The sequence below is a fragment of the Phenylobacterium sp. genome, from assembly GCF_035569475.1.
In the GTDB taxonomy this organism is placed as follows: domain Bacteria; phylum Pseudomonadota; class Alphaproteobacteria; order Caulobacterales; family Caulobacteraceae; genus Phenylobacterium.
This window is the reverse complement of record NZ_DATMNA010000051.1, coordinates 15,923-32,510: the sequence shown is the minus strand read 5'-3', so window position 1 is coordinate 32,510 and position 16,588 is coordinate 15,923. Positions and strand designations below refer to the sequence as shown.

General features: G+C 70.0%; 14 protein-coding genes. 8 read left to right on the top strand and 6 right to left on the bottom strand.

Going from position 1 to position 16,588, the window contains the following annotated elements; genetic code table 11:
• Positions 1-105 precede the first annotated feature (105 nt).
• The 4 genes from VNW53_RS08460 (at position 106) to VNW53_RS08445 (ending at position 5,090) form a co-directional block, all read left to right on the top strand.
• Positions 106-840, top strand: coding sequence for a PEPxxWA-CTERM sorting domain-containing protein (locus VNW53_RS08460; protein ID WP_325554993.1), 735 nt, complete (start codon positions 106-108; stop codon positions 838-840).
• Between the two features lie 198 nt (positions 841-1,038).
• Positions 1,039-2,133: a sensor histidine kinase gene (locus VNW53_RS08455; RefSeq protein ID WP_325554992.1), complete on the top strand. Its 1,095-nt coding sequence runs from the start codon at positions 1,039-1,041 to the stop codon at positions 2,131-2,133.
• Positions 2,134-2,163: 30 nt separating this feature from the next.
• A complete protein-coding gene (locus tag VNW53_RS08450) occupies positions 2,164-2,625 on the top strand; it encodes a response regulator (RefSeq protein WP_325554991.1) in 462 nt (153 codons plus the stop codon).
• Between the two features lie 86 nt (positions 2,626-2,711).
• Positions 2,712-5,090: a TonB-dependent receptor gene (locus VNW53_RS08445; protein WP_325554989.1), complete on the top strand. Its 2,379-nt coding sequence runs from the start codon at positions 2,712-2,714 to the stop codon at positions 5,088-5,090.
• Positions 5,091-5,167: 77 nt separating this feature from the next.
• On the opposite strand, the gene VNW53_RS08440 is transcribed toward VNW53_RS08445, so the two are convergent.
• The 5 genes from VNW53_RS08440 to VNW53_RS08420 all read right to left on the bottom strand — a co-directional run bounded on the left by VNW53_RS08440 (position 5,168) and on the right by VNW53_RS08420 (position 10,600).
• Positions 5,168-6,589, bottom strand: a complete 1,422-nt coding sequence (locus tag VNW53_RS08440; protein WP_325554987.1) for a M20/M25/M40 family metallo-hydrolase — start codon at positions 6,587-6,589, stop codon at positions 5,168-5,170.
• A 72-nt stretch (positions 6,590-6,661) separates the two neighbouring features.
• Positions 6,662-7,045 carry a hypothetical protein gene (locus VNW53_RS08435; protein WP_325554985.1) on the bottom strand — a complete coding sequence of 128 codons (384 nt, stop codon included), beginning with the start codon at positions 7,043-7,045 and terminating at the stop codon, positions 6,662-6,664.
• Positions 7,046-7,109: 64 nt separating this feature from the next.
• Positions 7,110-8,366: a YdcF family protein gene (locus tag VNW53_RS08430; protein WP_325554983.1), complete on the bottom strand. Its 1,257-nt coding sequence runs from the start codon at positions 8,364-8,366 to the stop codon at positions 7,110-7,112.
• A gap of 51 nt (positions 8,367-8,417) precedes the next feature.
• A complete protein-coding gene (locus VNW53_RS08425) occupies positions 8,418-9,464 on the bottom strand; it encodes a hypothetical protein (protein ID WP_325554981.1) in 1,047 nt (348 codons plus the stop codon).
• Between the two features lie 8 nt (positions 9,465-9,472).
• A complete protein-coding gene (locus tag VNW53_RS08420; RefSeq protein WP_325554979.1) occupies positions 9,473-10,600 on the bottom strand; it encodes a 2OG-Fe(II) oxygenase in 1,128 nt (375 codons plus the stop codon).
• Between the two features lie 384 nt (positions 10,601-10,984).
• On the opposite strand from VNW53_RS08420, the gene VNW53_RS08415 reads away from it, so the two are divergent.
• Together VNW53_RS08415 and VNW53_RS08410 are read left to right on the top strand one after the other, a co-directional pair.
• Entirely contained in the window at positions 10,985-11,815 is an 831-nt protein-coding gene (locus VNW53_RS08415; protein ID WP_325554977.1) for a hypothetical protein, read from the top strand.
• 87 nt (positions 11,816-11,902) lie between these two features.
• The gene (locus VNW53_RS08410; RefSeq protein WP_325554976.1) at positions 11,903-12,871 is read left to right on the top strand and encodes a sensor histidine kinase; all 969 of its coding nucleotides are present in this window, start codon (positions 11,903-11,905) and stop codon (positions 12,869-12,871) included.
• Between the two features lie 61 nt (positions 12,872-12,932).
• On the opposite strand, the gene VNW53_RS08405 is transcribed toward VNW53_RS08410, so the two are convergent.
• Positions 12,933-13,841: a helix-turn-helix transcriptional regulator gene (locus tag VNW53_RS08405; RefSeq protein ID WP_325554974.1), complete on the bottom strand. Its 909-nt coding sequence runs from the start codon at positions 13,839-13,841 to the stop codon at positions 12,933-12,935.
• 197 nt (positions 13,842-14,038) lie between these two features.
• Between VNW53_RS08405 and VNW53_RS08400 the strand changes: the two genes are divergently transcribed.
• Both VNW53_RS08400 and VNW53_RS08395 read left to right on the top strand, forming a co-directional pair.
• Positions 14,039-14,860: an SDR family NAD(P)-dependent oxidoreductase gene (locus VNW53_RS08400; RefSeq protein WP_325554972.1), complete on the top strand. Its 822-nt coding sequence runs from the start codon at positions 14,039-14,041 to the stop codon at positions 14,858-14,860.
• A 4-nt stretch (positions 14,861-14,864) separates the two neighbouring features.
• The gene (locus tag VNW53_RS08395; RefSeq protein WP_325554970.1) at positions 14,865-16,499 is read left to right on the top strand and encodes a GMC family oxidoreductase; all 1,635 of its coding nucleotides are present in this window, start codon (positions 14,865-14,867) and stop codon (positions 16,497-16,499) included.
• The last annotated feature ends 89 nt before the right edge of the window (positions 16,500-16,588 follow it).

Genomic DNA, 16,588 nt, shown 5'->3' with positions numbered 1-16,588 from the left:
TTGTGCGTCCGCCCCCGATGATTAACAGATAACCAGGATATCTGGATTCCGGCTCCCCGGGCATTCGCCCGAGGTCAGCAGGACCTCAGGGGTGGGGTGTAGGTCATGAAGAAATTGCTCTGTGGCAGCGCTGCCGTCGCTTTTTCCCTGGCCGCCATCATCGCCGCTTCGGCGGGCGCGGCGCGGGCCGCCGTTTATACTTCCGTGCTGCAGTACCAGGGCACGAACGTATTCGCCCCGCCCGCATTTGGCGAGGTGACGCTGACCGAAGTGGGCGCGAACGAGGTGGACGTGAGCGTAACGCTTACCGATGGGCTGTCCCTTTTCATCAATACGGGCAGCCCAAACGGCGGCGGGACCCACAATCCGTTCCTGTTCAACACGGTGGACTCCGACGCGGTGACCATCCTGGCGCCGGTGGGCACCTTCTTCGACGCCGGGCGCGGGACGTGGGACGGCACGCCGTTCGGCACGTTCACCAACCAGATCGGTTGCTGCGACAACAGGAACGGTCAGGCCCACGGTCAGGACGACCCGCTGAATTTCAGCGTGGTCGACAATAGCGGCCTGACGTTCGCCGGCATCGGCGCGACGTTCAGCAACACCGGCAAGGTCCTGACGCTCGGCACGGGCGACCACTTCCTTTCCAACACCGGGGGCTGGTGGTTCGCGGCGGATATCTATGACGGCGCCACCGGCCAGACCTATGAGGTCGCGGCGCGTGACGCCTTCGTGCTGGCCGGGGTTCCCGAGCCGGCGACCTGGGCGCTGATGATCATCGGCCTGGGCGGCGTGGGCGCATTGCTGCGTCGGCGACACTCGGCGGCCGCCTTCGCCTGAGCGGCCCAGGCCCCTCGACGGGCCAATCCTTGCCAGCGCGGAGCTTGCCACGCCGACGTGGCATGGCTGGAAATGCAACCAAAAGTCGACTAGGGCATTCCTAAGTCGGGCCCGCTCTGTCGCGGGCCTATGTTCCCGACATTCTGTCTGGGTACGGCTTTCGCTTCGCGAGCCTCCAGTTCCATCGAAGGGCCAGCCATGGCTGCCCACACGCCCACCCATTCGGAAGAGGCCGCGCTCAGCCTGACCATGGCTGTGGTGGCTTCGTCCCCGGGGCCGCTCCTGCTGCTGGACGGCGACCTCAATATCGTGGCGGCGAGCGCATCGTTCTCCGACGCCTTCGACCTCGACCTGGCCGAGGCGCCGGGCCGGCCGCTGTCGAGCCTGGGGGCAGGCGAGTGGAACAGGCCGCAGCTCCGCGCCCTACTCAAGGCGACCGCTTCGGGCGCGGCGAAGATCGAAGCCTTCGAGATGGATCTCGAACGGCCCGGGCGCGACGTCCGGCGCCTGGTCGTCCACGCCCAGCGGCTGGTCTATCTCGACATGGAGAACCTGCGCCTGCTGATGGCGGTGACCGACCTGACCGACACGCGGGCCGACGAGAGGCTGAAGGACGACGCGCTTCGGCAGAACCTCGTCCTGCTGCAGGAGGTCCGCCACCGGGTGGCCAACAGCCTGCAGATCATCGCCAGCGTCCTGTTGCAGAACGCCAAGCGGACCCGGTCGGACGAAACGCGCAGCCACCTGAAGGACGCTCACCACCGGGTGATGTCCGTCGCCGCCCTGGAGCGGCAACTGGCGGAGACCGGCAACGGCCCGGTTCAACTGCTGACCTATTTCACCAACCTCTGCGACAGCATCGCGGCCTCGATGATCGCCGACCCCGGCCAGCTTTCGCTGAGCGTCACCGGCGCCGGCGGCGTCGTCGATCCGCGGACGTCTGTCAGCCTGGGCCTGATCGTCACCGAGCTGGTGATCAACGCCCTGAAGCATGCCTTTCCCGACGACCGCGGCGGCAAGATCGTCGTCGATTGCGAGTTCCGGGGCGCCAATTGGACCCTGTCGGTCGCTGACGACGGCGTCGGCATGCCGAACAATCCCGCCCACATCCGGATGGGGCTGGGCAGCAGCATCGTCCAGGCGCTGGCCGCCCAGCTCGAGGCGACCGTCGACGTGGCCCCGGCGCGCCCCGGCACGCGGGTTTCCATCATCCACACCGCGATCGCCCTCGTCGCGGACCGCGACGACGCGGTCGGCGGCGCCGCCGCTGCTCTCGGACAGCCCGCCGCCTGAAGCCGCCTTGTAAAAAGGATAGATGAAGTCATGGACCCGCAGACGACGATCAAGCGCGGTCACACCTTGCTGATCGTGGAGGACGACATCCTCCCGGCGATGGCGCTGCGCGACGAGCTGGAAGACGCCGGCTATCAGGTCCTGGACCTGACGGGACGCCACGAAGAGGCGCTGGGCGCGGCGCGGACGCACGCCCCCGACCTGGCGCTGGTGAACATTCAGCTCCAGGGCCATGACGACGGCATCGCGCTCGCCGCAGAACTCAAGATCCTGGGCATTCCCACGCTGTTCATCAGCGGCCAGGTGAGCCGCGCGAGGTCGGCGAAGACGGTGGCCATCGGCTCCCTGCCCAAGCCCTACAGGACCACGGACATGGTCCAGGCGGTCGATTACCTGCTGCATCACCTGCGGGGCGACGAGTCGCTGCTGCGCCCCGCCGCCCTGGAAGTGTTCGATCCGGCCCCCGACGAGGCGGCGCCCGATCTCGTCTAGCCGCGCACGGCCGCGGCTTGCCAGAGCCCATACCGTTCGGTAGTTGAACTACCTAACGCTTCCGATAGTGGAGCTTTGGGGGTGGGATGGCTCGGGATATTGGCGGCCGATCGGTCTGGCGCGGCCGCGCGCTCAGCGCGCTGTTCGCCGGCGTCAGCGCCCTGGGGGCCGCGGGCGCGGCCTGGGCTGACGCGGAGGCGGCGGGCGCGGCATCGGTCGAGACGGTGATCGTCACGGCGCGGCTGCGGCCGGAGGATTCCCAGTCCGTGCCCGGCGCGCTGTCGGTGATCGGCGAAAAGACGCTGACGACGACGCAGACCTACGATGTGGCGCAGTTCGCCCAACTGGTCCCGAGCGTGAACTACAGTTCGCCCAATCCGCGCAACACGGCGCTGACCATCCGCGGGCTGGGCAGCAGCGTGGTAGCCATCGCGCAGGCCAACGACGGCCTGGAGCCTGGCGTCGGCTTCTACGTCGATCAGGTCTACCACGCGCGGGCGGCCGCGGCGGCGTTCGACTTCCTGGACGTCGAGCGGATCGAGGTGCTGCGCGGCCCCCAGGGGACGGTGTTCGGGAAGAACACGACCGCCGGCGCCATCAGCATCACCACCAAGGCCCCGAGCTTCACGCCGGAGGCTCAGGTGGAAGCCTCCTACGGCAACTTCAACTATTTCCAGGCCAAGGCCTCGGTGTCCGGGCCGCTCTGGGGCGACGTCGTGGCCGGGCGGCTGTCGGTGGTGGCGACCGACCGCGACGGGGTGCTGAAGAACGTCACGAAGGGCCAGCGGGACAACAGCGTCAACGACGCCTCGATCCACGGGCAGTTGCTGTTCCAGTTCAACCCGGACCTCAGCCTGCGCCTGTCGGCCGACGACAACCGCATCGACGACCGCTGCTGCACCCAGGTGTTCGTCCGCGTGGGGACCAGCCTGAAGCCCGCCGCGGCCCAGTATCCGGCGCTGGCCGCCGGCGTCGGCTATGCGCCGCCGAGCCTCAACCCTTACGACCGGCTGACCGACATTGACGCCGCGCTGAAAGTGAAGACCGACGAGGGCGGCGTGTCAGGCGTCGGCGACTGGAACCTCGGCAAGGCGACCGTGACCTCGGTCAGCGCCTGGCGCTGGTGGAACTGGGACGCGGCCAACGACCGCGACTACACCAGCCTGTCGATCCAGACGCTGCAGCACATTCCCTCCCGCCAGGACCAATACAGCCAGGAACTGCGGATCGCCTCCAACGGCCGCCAGGCCCTGGAGTATGTGGCCGGCCTCTACTGGTTCCGGCAGGTGATCGCCGGTGAGCCGATCACGCAGTACGGGCCGCTGGCGACCTATTGGCTGCTGGGGCCGGCGCCGGCGTTCCCGGCCAATCTGCTCGACGGCTACACCACCGACGGCCACACCCGCTTCGCCAGCAACAGCTACGCCGCCTTCGGCGAGGTCACCTGGCGCGCCACCGACCGGTTCAACCTGACCGGCGGCCTGCGCTACACCGCCGAGGACAAGACCGGGACCTTCTCCTCCATCGTCTTCGGCGGGGGAACGCCGCAGACCACGGCCCAGGCCAACGCCAAGCTCTCGATCCTGCGGCCGCAGGCCTACAGCGCCAAGACCAGCGACGGGAACCTGTCCGGCCGCCTGGTCGCCGCCTACGACCTGACCGACAAGGTGATGGCCTATGCGAGCTATGCGCGGACCGGCAAGTCGGGCGGCATCAACATGTCGGGCCTGCCGCTGAACGCCGCCAACCAGCCCGCGCTGAACACCGCCGTCGTCCGGCCCGAGAAGAACACCACCTATGAGATCGGGGTGAAATCCAGGCTGTTGGACGACCACCTGATCCTCAACGCCGACGTCTTCGACACCTCGATCCGCGACTTCCAGGCCAATGTGGTGGACACCGGTCCGGGCGCGCTTCGCGGCTACCTGGCCAACATCGACCGCGTCACCGACAAGGGCTTCGAGCTCGACGCGACGGCGGTGGTCGACGAGCACCTGTCGGGCCACCTGTCGGCCAGCTACACCGACGGGAAATACGCGTCCTACAAGACCGCGCCCTGTCCGCTGGAGCGGCTCGCAACCTCGACCTCGGTGTGCGATCTCAGCGGCATGCCTTTGACCGGGCTGCCGAAATGGGTCTGGTCGGCGGGCGGGGAATACAAGCACGAGGCCGACTTCGGATCCCTGCAGGGCGAGGCCTATCTGCACGCGGAGCTGACGGTCCGGACCAAGATCTACGGCGACCCGTCGGACTCCAAATACGCGATCATCGACGGCTATAGCCTGGTCAACGCCAGCCTGGGTTTCCGCGCGATGAAGGGCTGGGAGGCGCAGCTCTGGGCCCGCAACCTGTTCAACGCCAACTACCTGCAGAACGTCACGATCCAGGCCGGGAACTCCGGCCTGGTCGTCGGCACGCCGAGCGACTCCAGGACCTATGGGGTTACGCTGCGCACGCGGTTCTAGACAGGCAGGGTCGCCTGCGTCGCGAACCCCTCTTGCCGCTCGCGTTGATTCAACCCGAGCGGCAAGGGTTCTGGGTCTCAGCCGGCGTCGGCGAGGGTCTTCACCAGTTCGGTGAGGTAGTCGCGGCCGAGGTAGACCGACTTCACCGAGGCGTGCTCGTTGAGGCCGTGGGCGCCGGAGCCTTCGGGGCCGGAGTAGAAACCGGGCACGCCGTAGGTCGGGATGCCGACCGGCATCAGGTAGAGCGCGTCGCTGGCGCCCGTCGACATGGTGGGGATCACGGGGGCGCCCGGGTAGTACTTGGCCGCCACCTTCTCCATCGGGCCGATGACCTTCGGATCGAGGGGCGCGGGCATGGACTTGCCGCGGATCGGCTGCAGCGGGATCAGCTTCACGCCCGGGTCGCCGATAGCCTTCTCGAGCTGGGCCTTGACGCCTTCCATGGTGTCGCCGGGGAACATGCGGCAGTTGATGTTGGCGCCGGCCCGCTGGGGCAGGGCGTTCTCGGCGTGGCCCCCGTCGAGCAGGGTCGCCACGCAGGTGGTGCGCAGCATGGAGTGGAAGCCGCGGTCCTTGTTGAGCTGGGCCTCGGCGGCCTTGTCGGTCGGGTCCTTGGCGATGGCGACCATGGCCTTGCCCGTCTCGTCGGTGCGCCCGGCGCCGGCCTTGGCGAAGAAGGCGCGGGTGACGTCGTTGAGCTCCAGCGGGAAATCGTAGTCGCGGACCTTCAGCAGGCCCTGGGCCAACTGGTAGATCGCGTTGTCCTTGATCGGCACGGAGGAGTGGCCGCCGGGGTTGGTGGTCTCCATGCGGAACTGCTGGACGACCTTCTCGCCCACCTGCACGCCCTGGGACTGGACGTGGCCGTCCTTGTCCGCCCGGCCGCCGCCGCCCTCGTTGAGGGCGAACTCGGCGTCGATCAGGTCGCGCTTGTTGCGGGCCAGGTAGTCGGCGCCGTTGAAGGCCGCGAGCGTTTCCTCGCCGCAGGTCAGCGCCATCTTGATGGTGCGCTTGGGCGTGTACTTGCTCTCCTTGAAGCGGACCAGCATGTCGACCCAGGTGGCGTCGATCACCTTCATGTCCGACGTGCCGCGGCCGTAGAAGTAGCCGTCCTCCTCGATGAAGGTGAAGGGATCGCGGGTCCAGTCGGCGCGCTTGGCCTCGACCACGTCGAGGTGGCCGAGCAGCAGCATGGGCTTGGCGGTCTTGGACGAGCCGTGGAGGATGGCGACGACGCCGCCTTCCTTGGGGTGATCGGGGACGGAGAAATAGGTGATGTCGCTGTCCGGGAAACCAGCGGCCTTCAGGTGGGCGCCCATCTTGGCGGCGGCCTCGGTGCAGGAGCCGACGCTGAGCGAGGTGTTGGTCTCCACCAGCTCCTTGTAGAGGGCGCGGAAGCGGACCTGGTCGGGGCGGAGTTCGCCGGCCGGCGCGGTCTGCGCGATCGCGCCATGAGCCACGCCCAATGCGAGCGCGGCGCCCAAGATCTTACGATGCATGAAGACTATCCCCGAAAACCAACTTGAGGCGCGAATTAATGGCGGGCCGCGGGGCTCGCGTAAAGCGGCGCCCTAGAAGGCGAGGCTGAACTTGGCGCCGACGAAGCGTCCGTGGGGGTCGGAGCCGTAAGCCGCGGCGCCGCCGCTCTCATTGTGACCAGGCTGGATGCCGCACAGGAAGCCGAAGCCGCCGGTCAGGTCGGAGCGGCCGGCGAGCCGGGTCTCGACGGCGGTCCTGGCGAAGACGGCGCTGTCGAGGGTCTTGGCCTGGAGCTGGGTTGGGGCGAGCGGGTCCAGCGGGTTGGCGAGGTCCGGCGTGGGCTTGGCAGCCTGGGCGGGGATCGGGAGCGGCGCCGCCGGCGCAGCGGCGGCGTCGGGCAGGCGCAGGTCGAGGGGCTGGGCGGCGGCCGCGCCGGCGACGGCGGCCAGGGCGAGGGCGATGAGGGCGGTCTTCATGTCGGCTCCCAGGCGGCGCGGTCGCTACCTTATACGCCATCATTCGCCGGACGGAGGCGGCAGGTTACGGATCGAGCGGATCCTGCGGATCGGCGTGCAGGGAGACGAGGTTGGGCGTGGCGGCCAGGTCAAAGGGGGAGAGGCGCCTATAGGCGGTCATCGGCTGGTAGCCGAGCTCGCTCTGGCAGCGGGTCGCGAAGGACGGCAGCTCGATAGAAAGGCTCTGGTCCTGCGAGGTGGTGATCAACACCGGCCGGCCCAGCGGCGCGCCCATGCGGAAGAGCAGCCGCACGGCGTTCCTGAGGTTGGTGGTGGTGTGGCGCGCGTAGGGGTCGATGACGATGGCCTCGGCCGGGACGCCGTAGCGGGCCATCAGGTCGTGCTTCATCTCGATGGCTTCGGCGAAGGGGGTCTTGTTGGGATGCACATGGCCGCCGGAGACGATCAGGAAGGGCGCCATGCCCTCGCGCCAGCGCTTCACCGCCAGCCGGTCGCGGAAGCTCCCGACCGGGGAGACGCGGGTCTCGGCGCCCTCGGTCCCCATGCCGGGCACGACGACGGCGGTGTAGGGCGCGGCCTTCCAGTCGGTCCGGCGGGCGCGGGCGAAGGCGGCGGCGTTCTCGCCGGCTTCCAGCGGCTCGTAGCGGGCGGCCTCGTCGCGCTGGTTGATCGTCAGCAGGTCGAAGGCCACCGCCGACCAGGCGCTGAAGGGAAGCGCATGGTCCTCGCGGTCGGTGGAGACCTCCAGGGCCTCGCGCAGCATCTGGCGGAAGTGCGGGTCGCCGGGCGCGTAGGAGATGGAGTCGATCTCGGCGTAGCGCGGCGTCTCGCCCAGGGCGTAGATCCGGTAGAGGCGGTTCACGCCCGCCGCCGTTTCGGCCCAGGCGGCGCGGACCAGGCTGGCGTCGTCCAGGGCGGCGTATTTCTGGGCGCGGCCGGAGGGGCGCAGCCCGTCGCGGACCAGGCGGCTCAGGGGGCGGCCGGGCTGGGCCAGGCGGGCGAGGGCGTCGCCGGCCCTGGCGATCTCGGCGTCGGTGAGCATGAGCTGGTCGACCGGGCAGGTCGGGGCGGTGCGGCAGGCCTTGCGGGCGGCGGCGCGGCTGTCGCCCAGGCGGGCGCGGATCGCCTGCAGGTCGGGGTCGGCAGCCAGGGCTCCGCGGGCCTGGGGATCGGCGGCCAGCAAGGTCAGCAGATGGGCGTTGGCGTCGGCCACCGGATCGTCGCTGTGAGCGAAACGGTAGGCCGGCGACTGGGCTCGAGCCGGGGCGGCGGGCGCGGCGAGGGCCAGGATCGCCAGGATCGCGACGACGGCTGCACGCATATTCTTCCCCCGAAAATCCGCGGGCCTATGCAGCGTCCCGCGCCGGGCCTGTCAATGCTTCGGAAGGGCCGTGCAGGCGGGCGGAGCGGGGCCGGGCGGCAGGGACGGCTGAGGGCCGGCGGCCTTGCTCCACAGCGCCGGGTCTTCCAGGCCGAGGCGCCAGATGGCGACGCCGCGGGCGTGACGGGCGTCCACGGCGGCGCGCTGGGCTCGGAAGGCCGGGGCGTCCAGCCACCAGACGCTGTGGGCGGTCCCGCCGGGCGCGGCGTAGGCGAAATGCGGATCGCCGTCGGGCGCGGCGCGGATCACCGCCTGGCCCTTGGCCTTGGCGAGCGCGGCGGCGTCGGCGGCGGAGAGGACGGCGGCCGTCCCGCCCGCCGGCCAGTCGTAGCCGTAGGCCCCCAGCGCCACGATCAGGCGGGCGGGGTCGGCGGCGGCGAGGCGCGCGTCGAGGCTGGTCTGCAGCCAGTCCAGCCCGGCGATAGGCCCGGGCGTGCCGGTCGCCCAGCACTGGTCGTAGGCCATCAGGACGACGGTGTCGGTCGCCGCCGCCAGGCCGTGGATCAGGGCCGGCTCGGCGGCCACGCCGGCGGTCACCCAGAGCTCGCGGCCCATGGGCTTGAGGGCGGCGTGCAGGCGGGCGAGGAAGGCGGCGTAGGCCGGGGCGCTGGCGGGGCTGAGATTCTCGAAATCGAGGATGTAGCCGCCGTAGGCCTGGGCCTTCGCCTCCGCGACCAGGGCCGCGATGAAGGCGTCGCCCGCCTGCGGGTTGAGCAGCGCGCCGTCGGCGGCGGCGGCGTCCCAGACCTCGTCGTGGGCGTTGGAGACGATGGGGAAGACGCGGGGCTTGTTGCGCGCGCCGGCCAGGGCGGCGGCGCGGGCCGGATCGGGCTGCCAGCGGATGTGGCCCGCGGGGGTGTCGAGCGCGCCGGACATCGGGGCGATGACGTCGAGCGCGCCGGCGTGGGCGCTCAGCGAGGCCGTCGAGGCGGCGTCCCACGGCAGGTAGAAGCCGACGGTGAGCGGCCGCGCGCCGGCCGCGCCCGCGGACAGCAGGGTCACGGCGGCGGCCAGGAACGCGACGAAAAAACGGGCCATGGCCCGTCCTAGGACGCGGCCGTCCGCTGCGAAACGAAAAAAGCGGCGTGGCTGTCGGAACGCGACGACGCGGCGGCCGGTGGGGAGGGCAGGGGCGCCAGCAGATGGCGGTTCTTCTCCCGAAGAACCTCGCCCGCCTCGTCATAGAGGAAGGGCAGGAAGGCATAGCGGACGCCGCGGGTGACCGGCGTCGCCTCGTGCAGCAGAGAGCAGGAAAACACCACCGCCCCGCCGGTCGGCGGGCGATAGGTGCGCATGCCGTACTCGGGGAACCGCAGGTCGCCGCCCTCGAAGTCCTCGGCGTTGAGGTTGATCGAGACGGCGAACTGGCGGTGCGCCGTGCCGGCGGTGAGATTGTCGCGGTGCGGGAGGAAGTAGCCGCCGTCCTCCGCCGCGTAGCAGGCGACGATGTAGCGCTCGAGGCGGGTCGCGCGGAACCGGAACGCGCGCAGGACCTCGGGCGACAGCCGCCTGTCCAGGGTCACGCGGGTTTCTTCGCAAAGGGCGGCGTCCTCGATGGTCGCGTCACGACGCTTCTTGGATTCGTTGAGCACCCCGACCGTGACGCCGTCCTGCTGGAACATGACGCCCGAGGGCGAGCCGCCGTCGGCCTCGTAATAGGCGATCAGCCGGCGGCACAGGTCCCGATCGAACACCCGCGGCACGATCAGCACCGGGGCGTGCAGCGGCGTGTCGGCATGTTCGTCGGGCGGCGGCAGGGCGCGCATGCGGGCGAAGACCTGCTCGCTCTCGTCCATGGGCGCGACGAAGAGAATCCGCAGGGACGGGTCGATCAGCACCCAGATCGGATGTTCGACGCCCGCCTCGTCGAGCGCGCCATAGAGCCGGCTGACGGCGCCCTGCGGGTCGGAAAACCAGCGCAGCCCGTCGCGGTCGCGGGCGTTGGCGAACAGCGCCGGGTCCCTCAGGACGGTGAAGCAGGCGATGTGGCTGTCGGTCAGCAGGTCGATATTGGCCTGCATGATTCCAAAGACCTGCTGGCGCTTCTCCGGATCCGAGGGCGGAAAACCCAGCAGCAGATAGCGGCCGGCGGTGCTGCTGAAGTTGAAAGTCGGGTTCGAGGCGCTGGGCGCGATGAACCACGGCGTAGGCTCGCCGGGTCGCAGTTCGGCCATGGCGTTTGCCCTCGCAATCAAGCCTCTGGCCACGGCACGAATCGCGGCCCCGGCGGGCGTAAGCCCGCTCTAGGCATGGGACGTTGTCACCGAGCCATCACCTCAGCCGAGGCGGGCGCGACCCCGTTCGCAAGACCCGGATCTGCGCGCAAGTACTTATAAAAATTACATAAAGCAGATTGCGGCAATGCGCCGCGCTAGCGCTGTTTTGCTGAGGTAGCGCGGCCTTCGGGGCGTCGTTTCTCCGTAGGGGGAGCAAATGGCCAGACTGTCCGCCACACCTTGCGTTCATAGTGAAGGGCGTCGCCTGGCGCGCGTTCCGCAAGCTCAGGACGTCGCGCGCCGGCCCCGGCCCGCCGGCGGCCCTGGGGGAGGAGCGGCCGAATGAACAACCTTCCGCTCTGGCTGGAGCTGCGGCGTTGGCGGGCGGCCGGCCGCACGGCCCGCCTGTGGTGGCGCGACGACGACGCCAGCGGTTCGGCCTCGACGATCGACCGGCTGCTGCTGGACCGTTTGCTGCAGCTTTCGGCGGCGACGCACAAGCCGCTGACCCTGGCGGTGACGCCGGTGGGCGAGATGTCGGGCCTGGCCGCGCGGCTGGACGGGGTGGAGTTGGTCAACCTGGCCCAGGGGGGCGGCGCGCCCGAGACCCGGCGCGAAGATCCCGAGGCGGGCGAGTTCGCGCCGGACTGGGACCAGAAGCAGGTCCAGGCGGCGCTGGCGGCCGGCTGGAGCCGCATCGAGAACCTGCCGCGGGTCCTGAAGGTGTTCGTGTCGCCGTGGAGCGACATCCATCCGCGCCTGGAGCGGGCGCTCAGCGCCAACGGCTACGCCGGCTGGTCGGCCAGGGGGCTGGCGGCGGCGAGCGGGACCTGTCCGCGCCTGGATATCCACCTGGACCTGATGCCCTGGCGCGACGGGCCGCGCTTCCGCGGGCGGAGCGCACTGCTGGCCGCCCTGGCCGGAGAGCTGCGCCGGCGGCGCCGGGCGGGCCTGTGGGAGGCGCCGATCGGCCTGCTGAGCCACCACCGCGCGCACGACACCGCCGCCTGGACCTTCCTGGGCGAGTTCCTGCGCTGGACCAGCGCCCAGCCGGAGTTCGGCTGGGTGTCGCTTCCCGACCTGCTGGGCGAGACCAAGGCCCGGCGGGCGCTGGCCCTGCGGCGCTCGGCGACCCGCCTGGTGAGCGACATGGCGCTCCCCCATCCCGCGTGACCTCCGGGGGTGCAAATGCGCTTGCTGCAAGCGTCGCCATTGCCTGCTAGGGTTGTGACAGAGTTCCCGTGCCGAGTACCGATGTCGATGCCTTCGCCATCCCAACCCAGCTATGAGGCCCGCCTGGAGGCGGTGTTGGAAAGCGTCAGCGACGCCTTCTATGCGCTGGATACGGACTGGCGTTTCGTGGTCTTCAACCGCGCGGCGGAAGTCTATTTCGGGGTCGACCGCCAGGCGGTGCTGGGCCGCGATCTGTGGGAGGTTTTCCCGCAGGGCCTGGGCACGCCCTTCGAGGGCTACTGCCGCGCGGCGATGAAGGACGGGGTCCCGGCGAGCATCGAGACCACCTCGCGGCTGCGGCCCGACCGGGTGGTGGAGCTGCGGATCGTGCCCATGCGCGGCGGCGGGGTGGCGCTGACACTGACCGACATCACCGAGCGCAAGAGCGCCGACGCCCGCCAGCGGCTCTTGTCCAACGAGCTCAATCACAGGGTGAAGAACAGCCTGGCCACGGTCCAGGCGATCGCCGCCCAGAGCCTGCGCGGCCCCGACGTCTCGACCGAGGCGCGCGAGCGGTTCATGGCGCGGCTCGTGGCGCTGGCGCGGGCCAACGACGTGCTGGTGGCGGAAACCTGGTCCGGGGCGAGCCTGGCCTCGGTGGCCGAGCAGATGGCCCATCCGCACGGCAACGGCGAGCGCTTCACCATCGGCGGGCCGGAGGTGCACCTGGCGCCGCAGACGGCGACGGCCATGGCCCTGGGGCTGCACGAGTTGGCGACCAATGCGGCCAAGTACGGCGCGCTGTCGACGGCGGAGGGCCGGGTTTCGCTGACCTGGGTGTTGGAAGGCGAGGGCGACGCGCGGCGGCTCAAGCTGACCTGGCGCGAGACGGGCGGCCCGCCCGTGGGGGCGCCCGGGATGCCCGGCTTCGGCAGCCGGCTGATCGAGCGCGGCCTGGCCTCGGAGCTGAAGGCCAATGTACGCCTGCTCTATGCGCCCTCGGGCGTGGTGTTCAGCCTGACCGCGCCGTTGGGCGAAAACGTCTCCGAGGCCTAGTCGCTGTCCCGGCTGACTTGAATCGAGTCAGGCGGGATCAACAGGGTCGTCGGCGCGCCCCTCACTTGGCGGGCGCGGGGGCCTCGCGATAGGCCGGTCCGCGGGACAGCGACCTGATCAGCGGCAGCCGCAGCAGCAGGTCGCCGCCAAGCGCTGCGGCGGCCGGGCCGAAGTCGCCGCACAGGTGCTGGCGCACCGCCTCGGAGATGGAGCCCTCCGGGGCCACGGGATCGCGGGCGGCGAGCTCGATGAACCGGCTGTCGTCGGTCGCGAGGTCGCCGCTCAGGTCCTCCACGCGCTCCAGCAGCATCGGATAGGCCGCCGGCGTGCGCCCGACGTCGAGCGAGGGGGCCAGGACCAGGCCGTCGACCACATCGGCCTTCGGCGAGGCGACGCCGTAGAAGATCCCGAACAGCACCGCGCCGCTGATCACGTCGACGGTCACGACGAAGAGCTGGTTGCCGGCCGGCAGGACCCAGCCGTCGGCGATGGTGCCGCCGGCGCCGATCCGCAGGCGCATGAGGCCGTTGGGGTCGATGCGCACCATGGCGTGGTCATGGATGAACCGGCCCGGCGCCAGGATGTAGGGCCGGGTGGTGCGATAGAAGCCCTCGTAGGCCGCGCCCCGCAGGGAGGTCGTGGCGAGGAACTGGTCCATCCCGACGATCGGCACGCCGGCCATGGCGCTGTCCGGCGGCGGGGCGTGGCCCGCGACCGTGTCCAGGTCGGCGCCGATGAACTCGGCGAAGGCCGCCAGGGTGCGGTCCCAGTCCAGGGTGCTGAAGCCGACGATCCGCTGGGCGATCAGAGCCGACAACAACGAAAGGTTGTGAGCAGAGGGTTGGACGGCGCCCGAAACCCACCTCCCGACCACCGACTTGTCGACGCCCAGGTCCGCAGCCAGCCGGGCGCGGCTCATCGAGAGCACCTTGAGGACGAGCTCGAGTTTCTTGGCGAAAGGTTCGCTCATTGCGTCCTGTCTTGCCGGCGCGGGCGGCGGTTGGCCGTAGCTTCGCGAGAGCGGGTTTCGCCTCTCACGAGAACCGTTGTCAATCCAGTAGCAGAGCTTGTCGAACCTTGTTTGGCTCCGCGAGGGATAAGCGCTCGTTAACTGGGCCCCTCAGGTTCGGTTTGACGCGCGCACGGCGAACGCTGCAACTGGGAGTTATGAGACCGCCCGCCGCCAAGTCGCCGCGTCCCCTCGCCCTCGTCACCGGCGCCTCGGCCGGGATCGGGGCGGCGTTCGCCCGGGCTTATGCGGCGCGGGGGTTCGACCTGGCGCTGGTGGCGCGGCGCGCCGACCGGCTGGAGGCCCTGGCGGCGGAGCTGTCGGCCGCCCACGCGATCGAGGCCTTCGCAATTCCCGCCGACCTGGCGGCGTTCGACGCCTGCGCGAGCGTGCTGGCCGCGGTGGCGGCGCGTGGGCGGGTGGTCGATGCGCTGGTCAACAACGCCGGCTTCTCCATCGCCCAGAGCTTTACGGGCGTGCCCTGGAGCCGGCAGCGGGATTTCCTGATGACCCTGGTGGTCAACGCCTGCGGCCTGGCGCACGGAGCGATCCCGGGCATGGTGGCGCGCGGGCGCGGGTCGATCGTCAACGTGGGTTCCATGGCGGCGTTCGCGCCCGGGGTGGCCGGCCACAGCCTCTATCCGGGCGCCAAGAGCCTGATGGTGAGCTGGAGCCAGTCGCTGGCCGCGGAGCTGAAGGGCAGCGGGGTGAAGGTGACCGTCACCTGCCCGGGCTTCACCCTCACCGAGTTCGCCGAGGCCAACGGCACCAAGGCGGTGATGGACGCGGCTCCCCGGCGGTTCTTCCAGACCGCCGAGCAGGTGGTGGCGACGACACTGGCCGCCAACGATCGCGGCCAGGTGGTGGTCGTGCCCGGCCTGCATAACAAGATCGCCGCGGCCGTCTTGCGCTACGCGCCGCAACCGCTGTTGATCGCCATCCTGAGCCGCGCGTCGGCCAAGTACCATCTGGAGAGCTAGGCCCATGGCGCATTTCGACGTGGTGATCATCGGCTCGGGCGCGGGGGGCGGCACGATCGCCCAGCGGCTGGCGGCCAGCGGCAAGACCATCCTGATCCTGGAGCGCGGCGAGCAGTTGCCGCGCGAGGCGGAGAACTGGAGCCCCAAGGCGGTCTTCGTGGAGCGCCGCTATCGCACCCAGGAGAAGTGGTACGACAAGCACGAAAAGCCCTTCCAGCCGAACACCCACTATTGGGTCGGCGGCAACACCACCTTCTACGGCGCGGCCCTGATGCGGCTGCGCGGGCGTGACTTCGAGGAGGTGCGGCACGCCGGCGGGGTCTCGCCCGCCTGGCCGATCAGCCTGACGGACCTCAAGCCCTACTACCTGGAGGCCGAGACCCTGTGGCGGGTGCATGGGGCCCGCGGCGACGATCCCACGGAGGAGGGCGACGAGCCGCCGTATGCCTATGCGCCGGTGCACGACGACCCCGGCATCTCGCAACTGCGCGGGCACTGGGTGGCGCAGGGCTGGAAGCCCTTCACCCTGCCGCTGGGGATCAACCTGGACCAGGCCCATCCGGTGACCTCGCCCTGCATCCGCTGCAAGACCTGCGGCGGCTACCCCTGCCTGGTGAAGGCCAAGTCGGACGCGCGGACCATCGCCATCGAGCCGATCATGGGCCTGCCGAACATCACCCTGCTCACCGGCCGCAAGGTGATGCGGCTGGAGACCGATCCTACCGGCAAGACGGTGACCGAGGTGGTCTGCCAGACCGAGCAGGGCGAGGAGCGCTGGAGCGGCGACATCGTGGTGCTGGCGGCCGGGGCGGCCAATTCGGCGGCGGTGCTGCTGGCCTCGGCCAACGCCGCGCATCCCAACGGCCTGGCCAACCGCTCCGACCAGGTGGGGCGCAACTACATGTTCCACACGCTGACGGCGATGGTCTCGCTGACCGCCGCGCACGTGGACATCACCTTCCCCAAGACCCTGGCGTGCAACGACTTCTACTGGGGCGACCCGGACGGCTCCTACAACCTGCCCATGGGGCACATCCAGCTCCTGGAATATATGAGCGGCCAGACCCTCGAGGGGCAGGTCTCCGACTGGCTGCCGCCGGGTCTGATGCCCGACTTCCTCTCCGAGGGCGTCGCCGAGCGGATGCTGTCGATGCTGGTGATTTCCGAGGATCTGCCGCTGCCGGACAACCGGGTGCATCTGACGTCGGACGGGCGGATCTGCCTGGACTACACCTACAACAACCTCGAGGGGCACGAGCGGCTGGTGAAGAAGCTGCACGCCTCGCTGGACGGTTTCGTCGATCACGCCCATCCGGTCAGCCAGCACCATTTCGAGTTCGGCAGCCTGCTGCCGCTCTACGGCACCGCGCACCAGGCGGGGACCGTGCGGTTCGGGGCCGACCCGAAGAGTTCGGTGCTCGACATCTGGTGCAAGGCCCACGAGCTGGACAACCTCTATGTGACCGACACCAGCTTCTTCCCCTCGATCGCCTCGGTGAACCCGACACTGACCACCGTGGCCAACGCCATGCGGGTGGGCGACCACCTGCTGGAGCGCCTGGGCGTCTCGACACCGCCGCAGAACTCCGCCCCCGTCCATGGCCCCGGCGCCCACAAGGCGGACGAGGCGCTGGCCTAGAACCGGGATGAACGCGGTCCTGGCTTGAAGTCCGGGGATGCGGTCGGAACCGCGCTTGTCGACAAGCGTTGCAATTGAGGGCAGTGCGG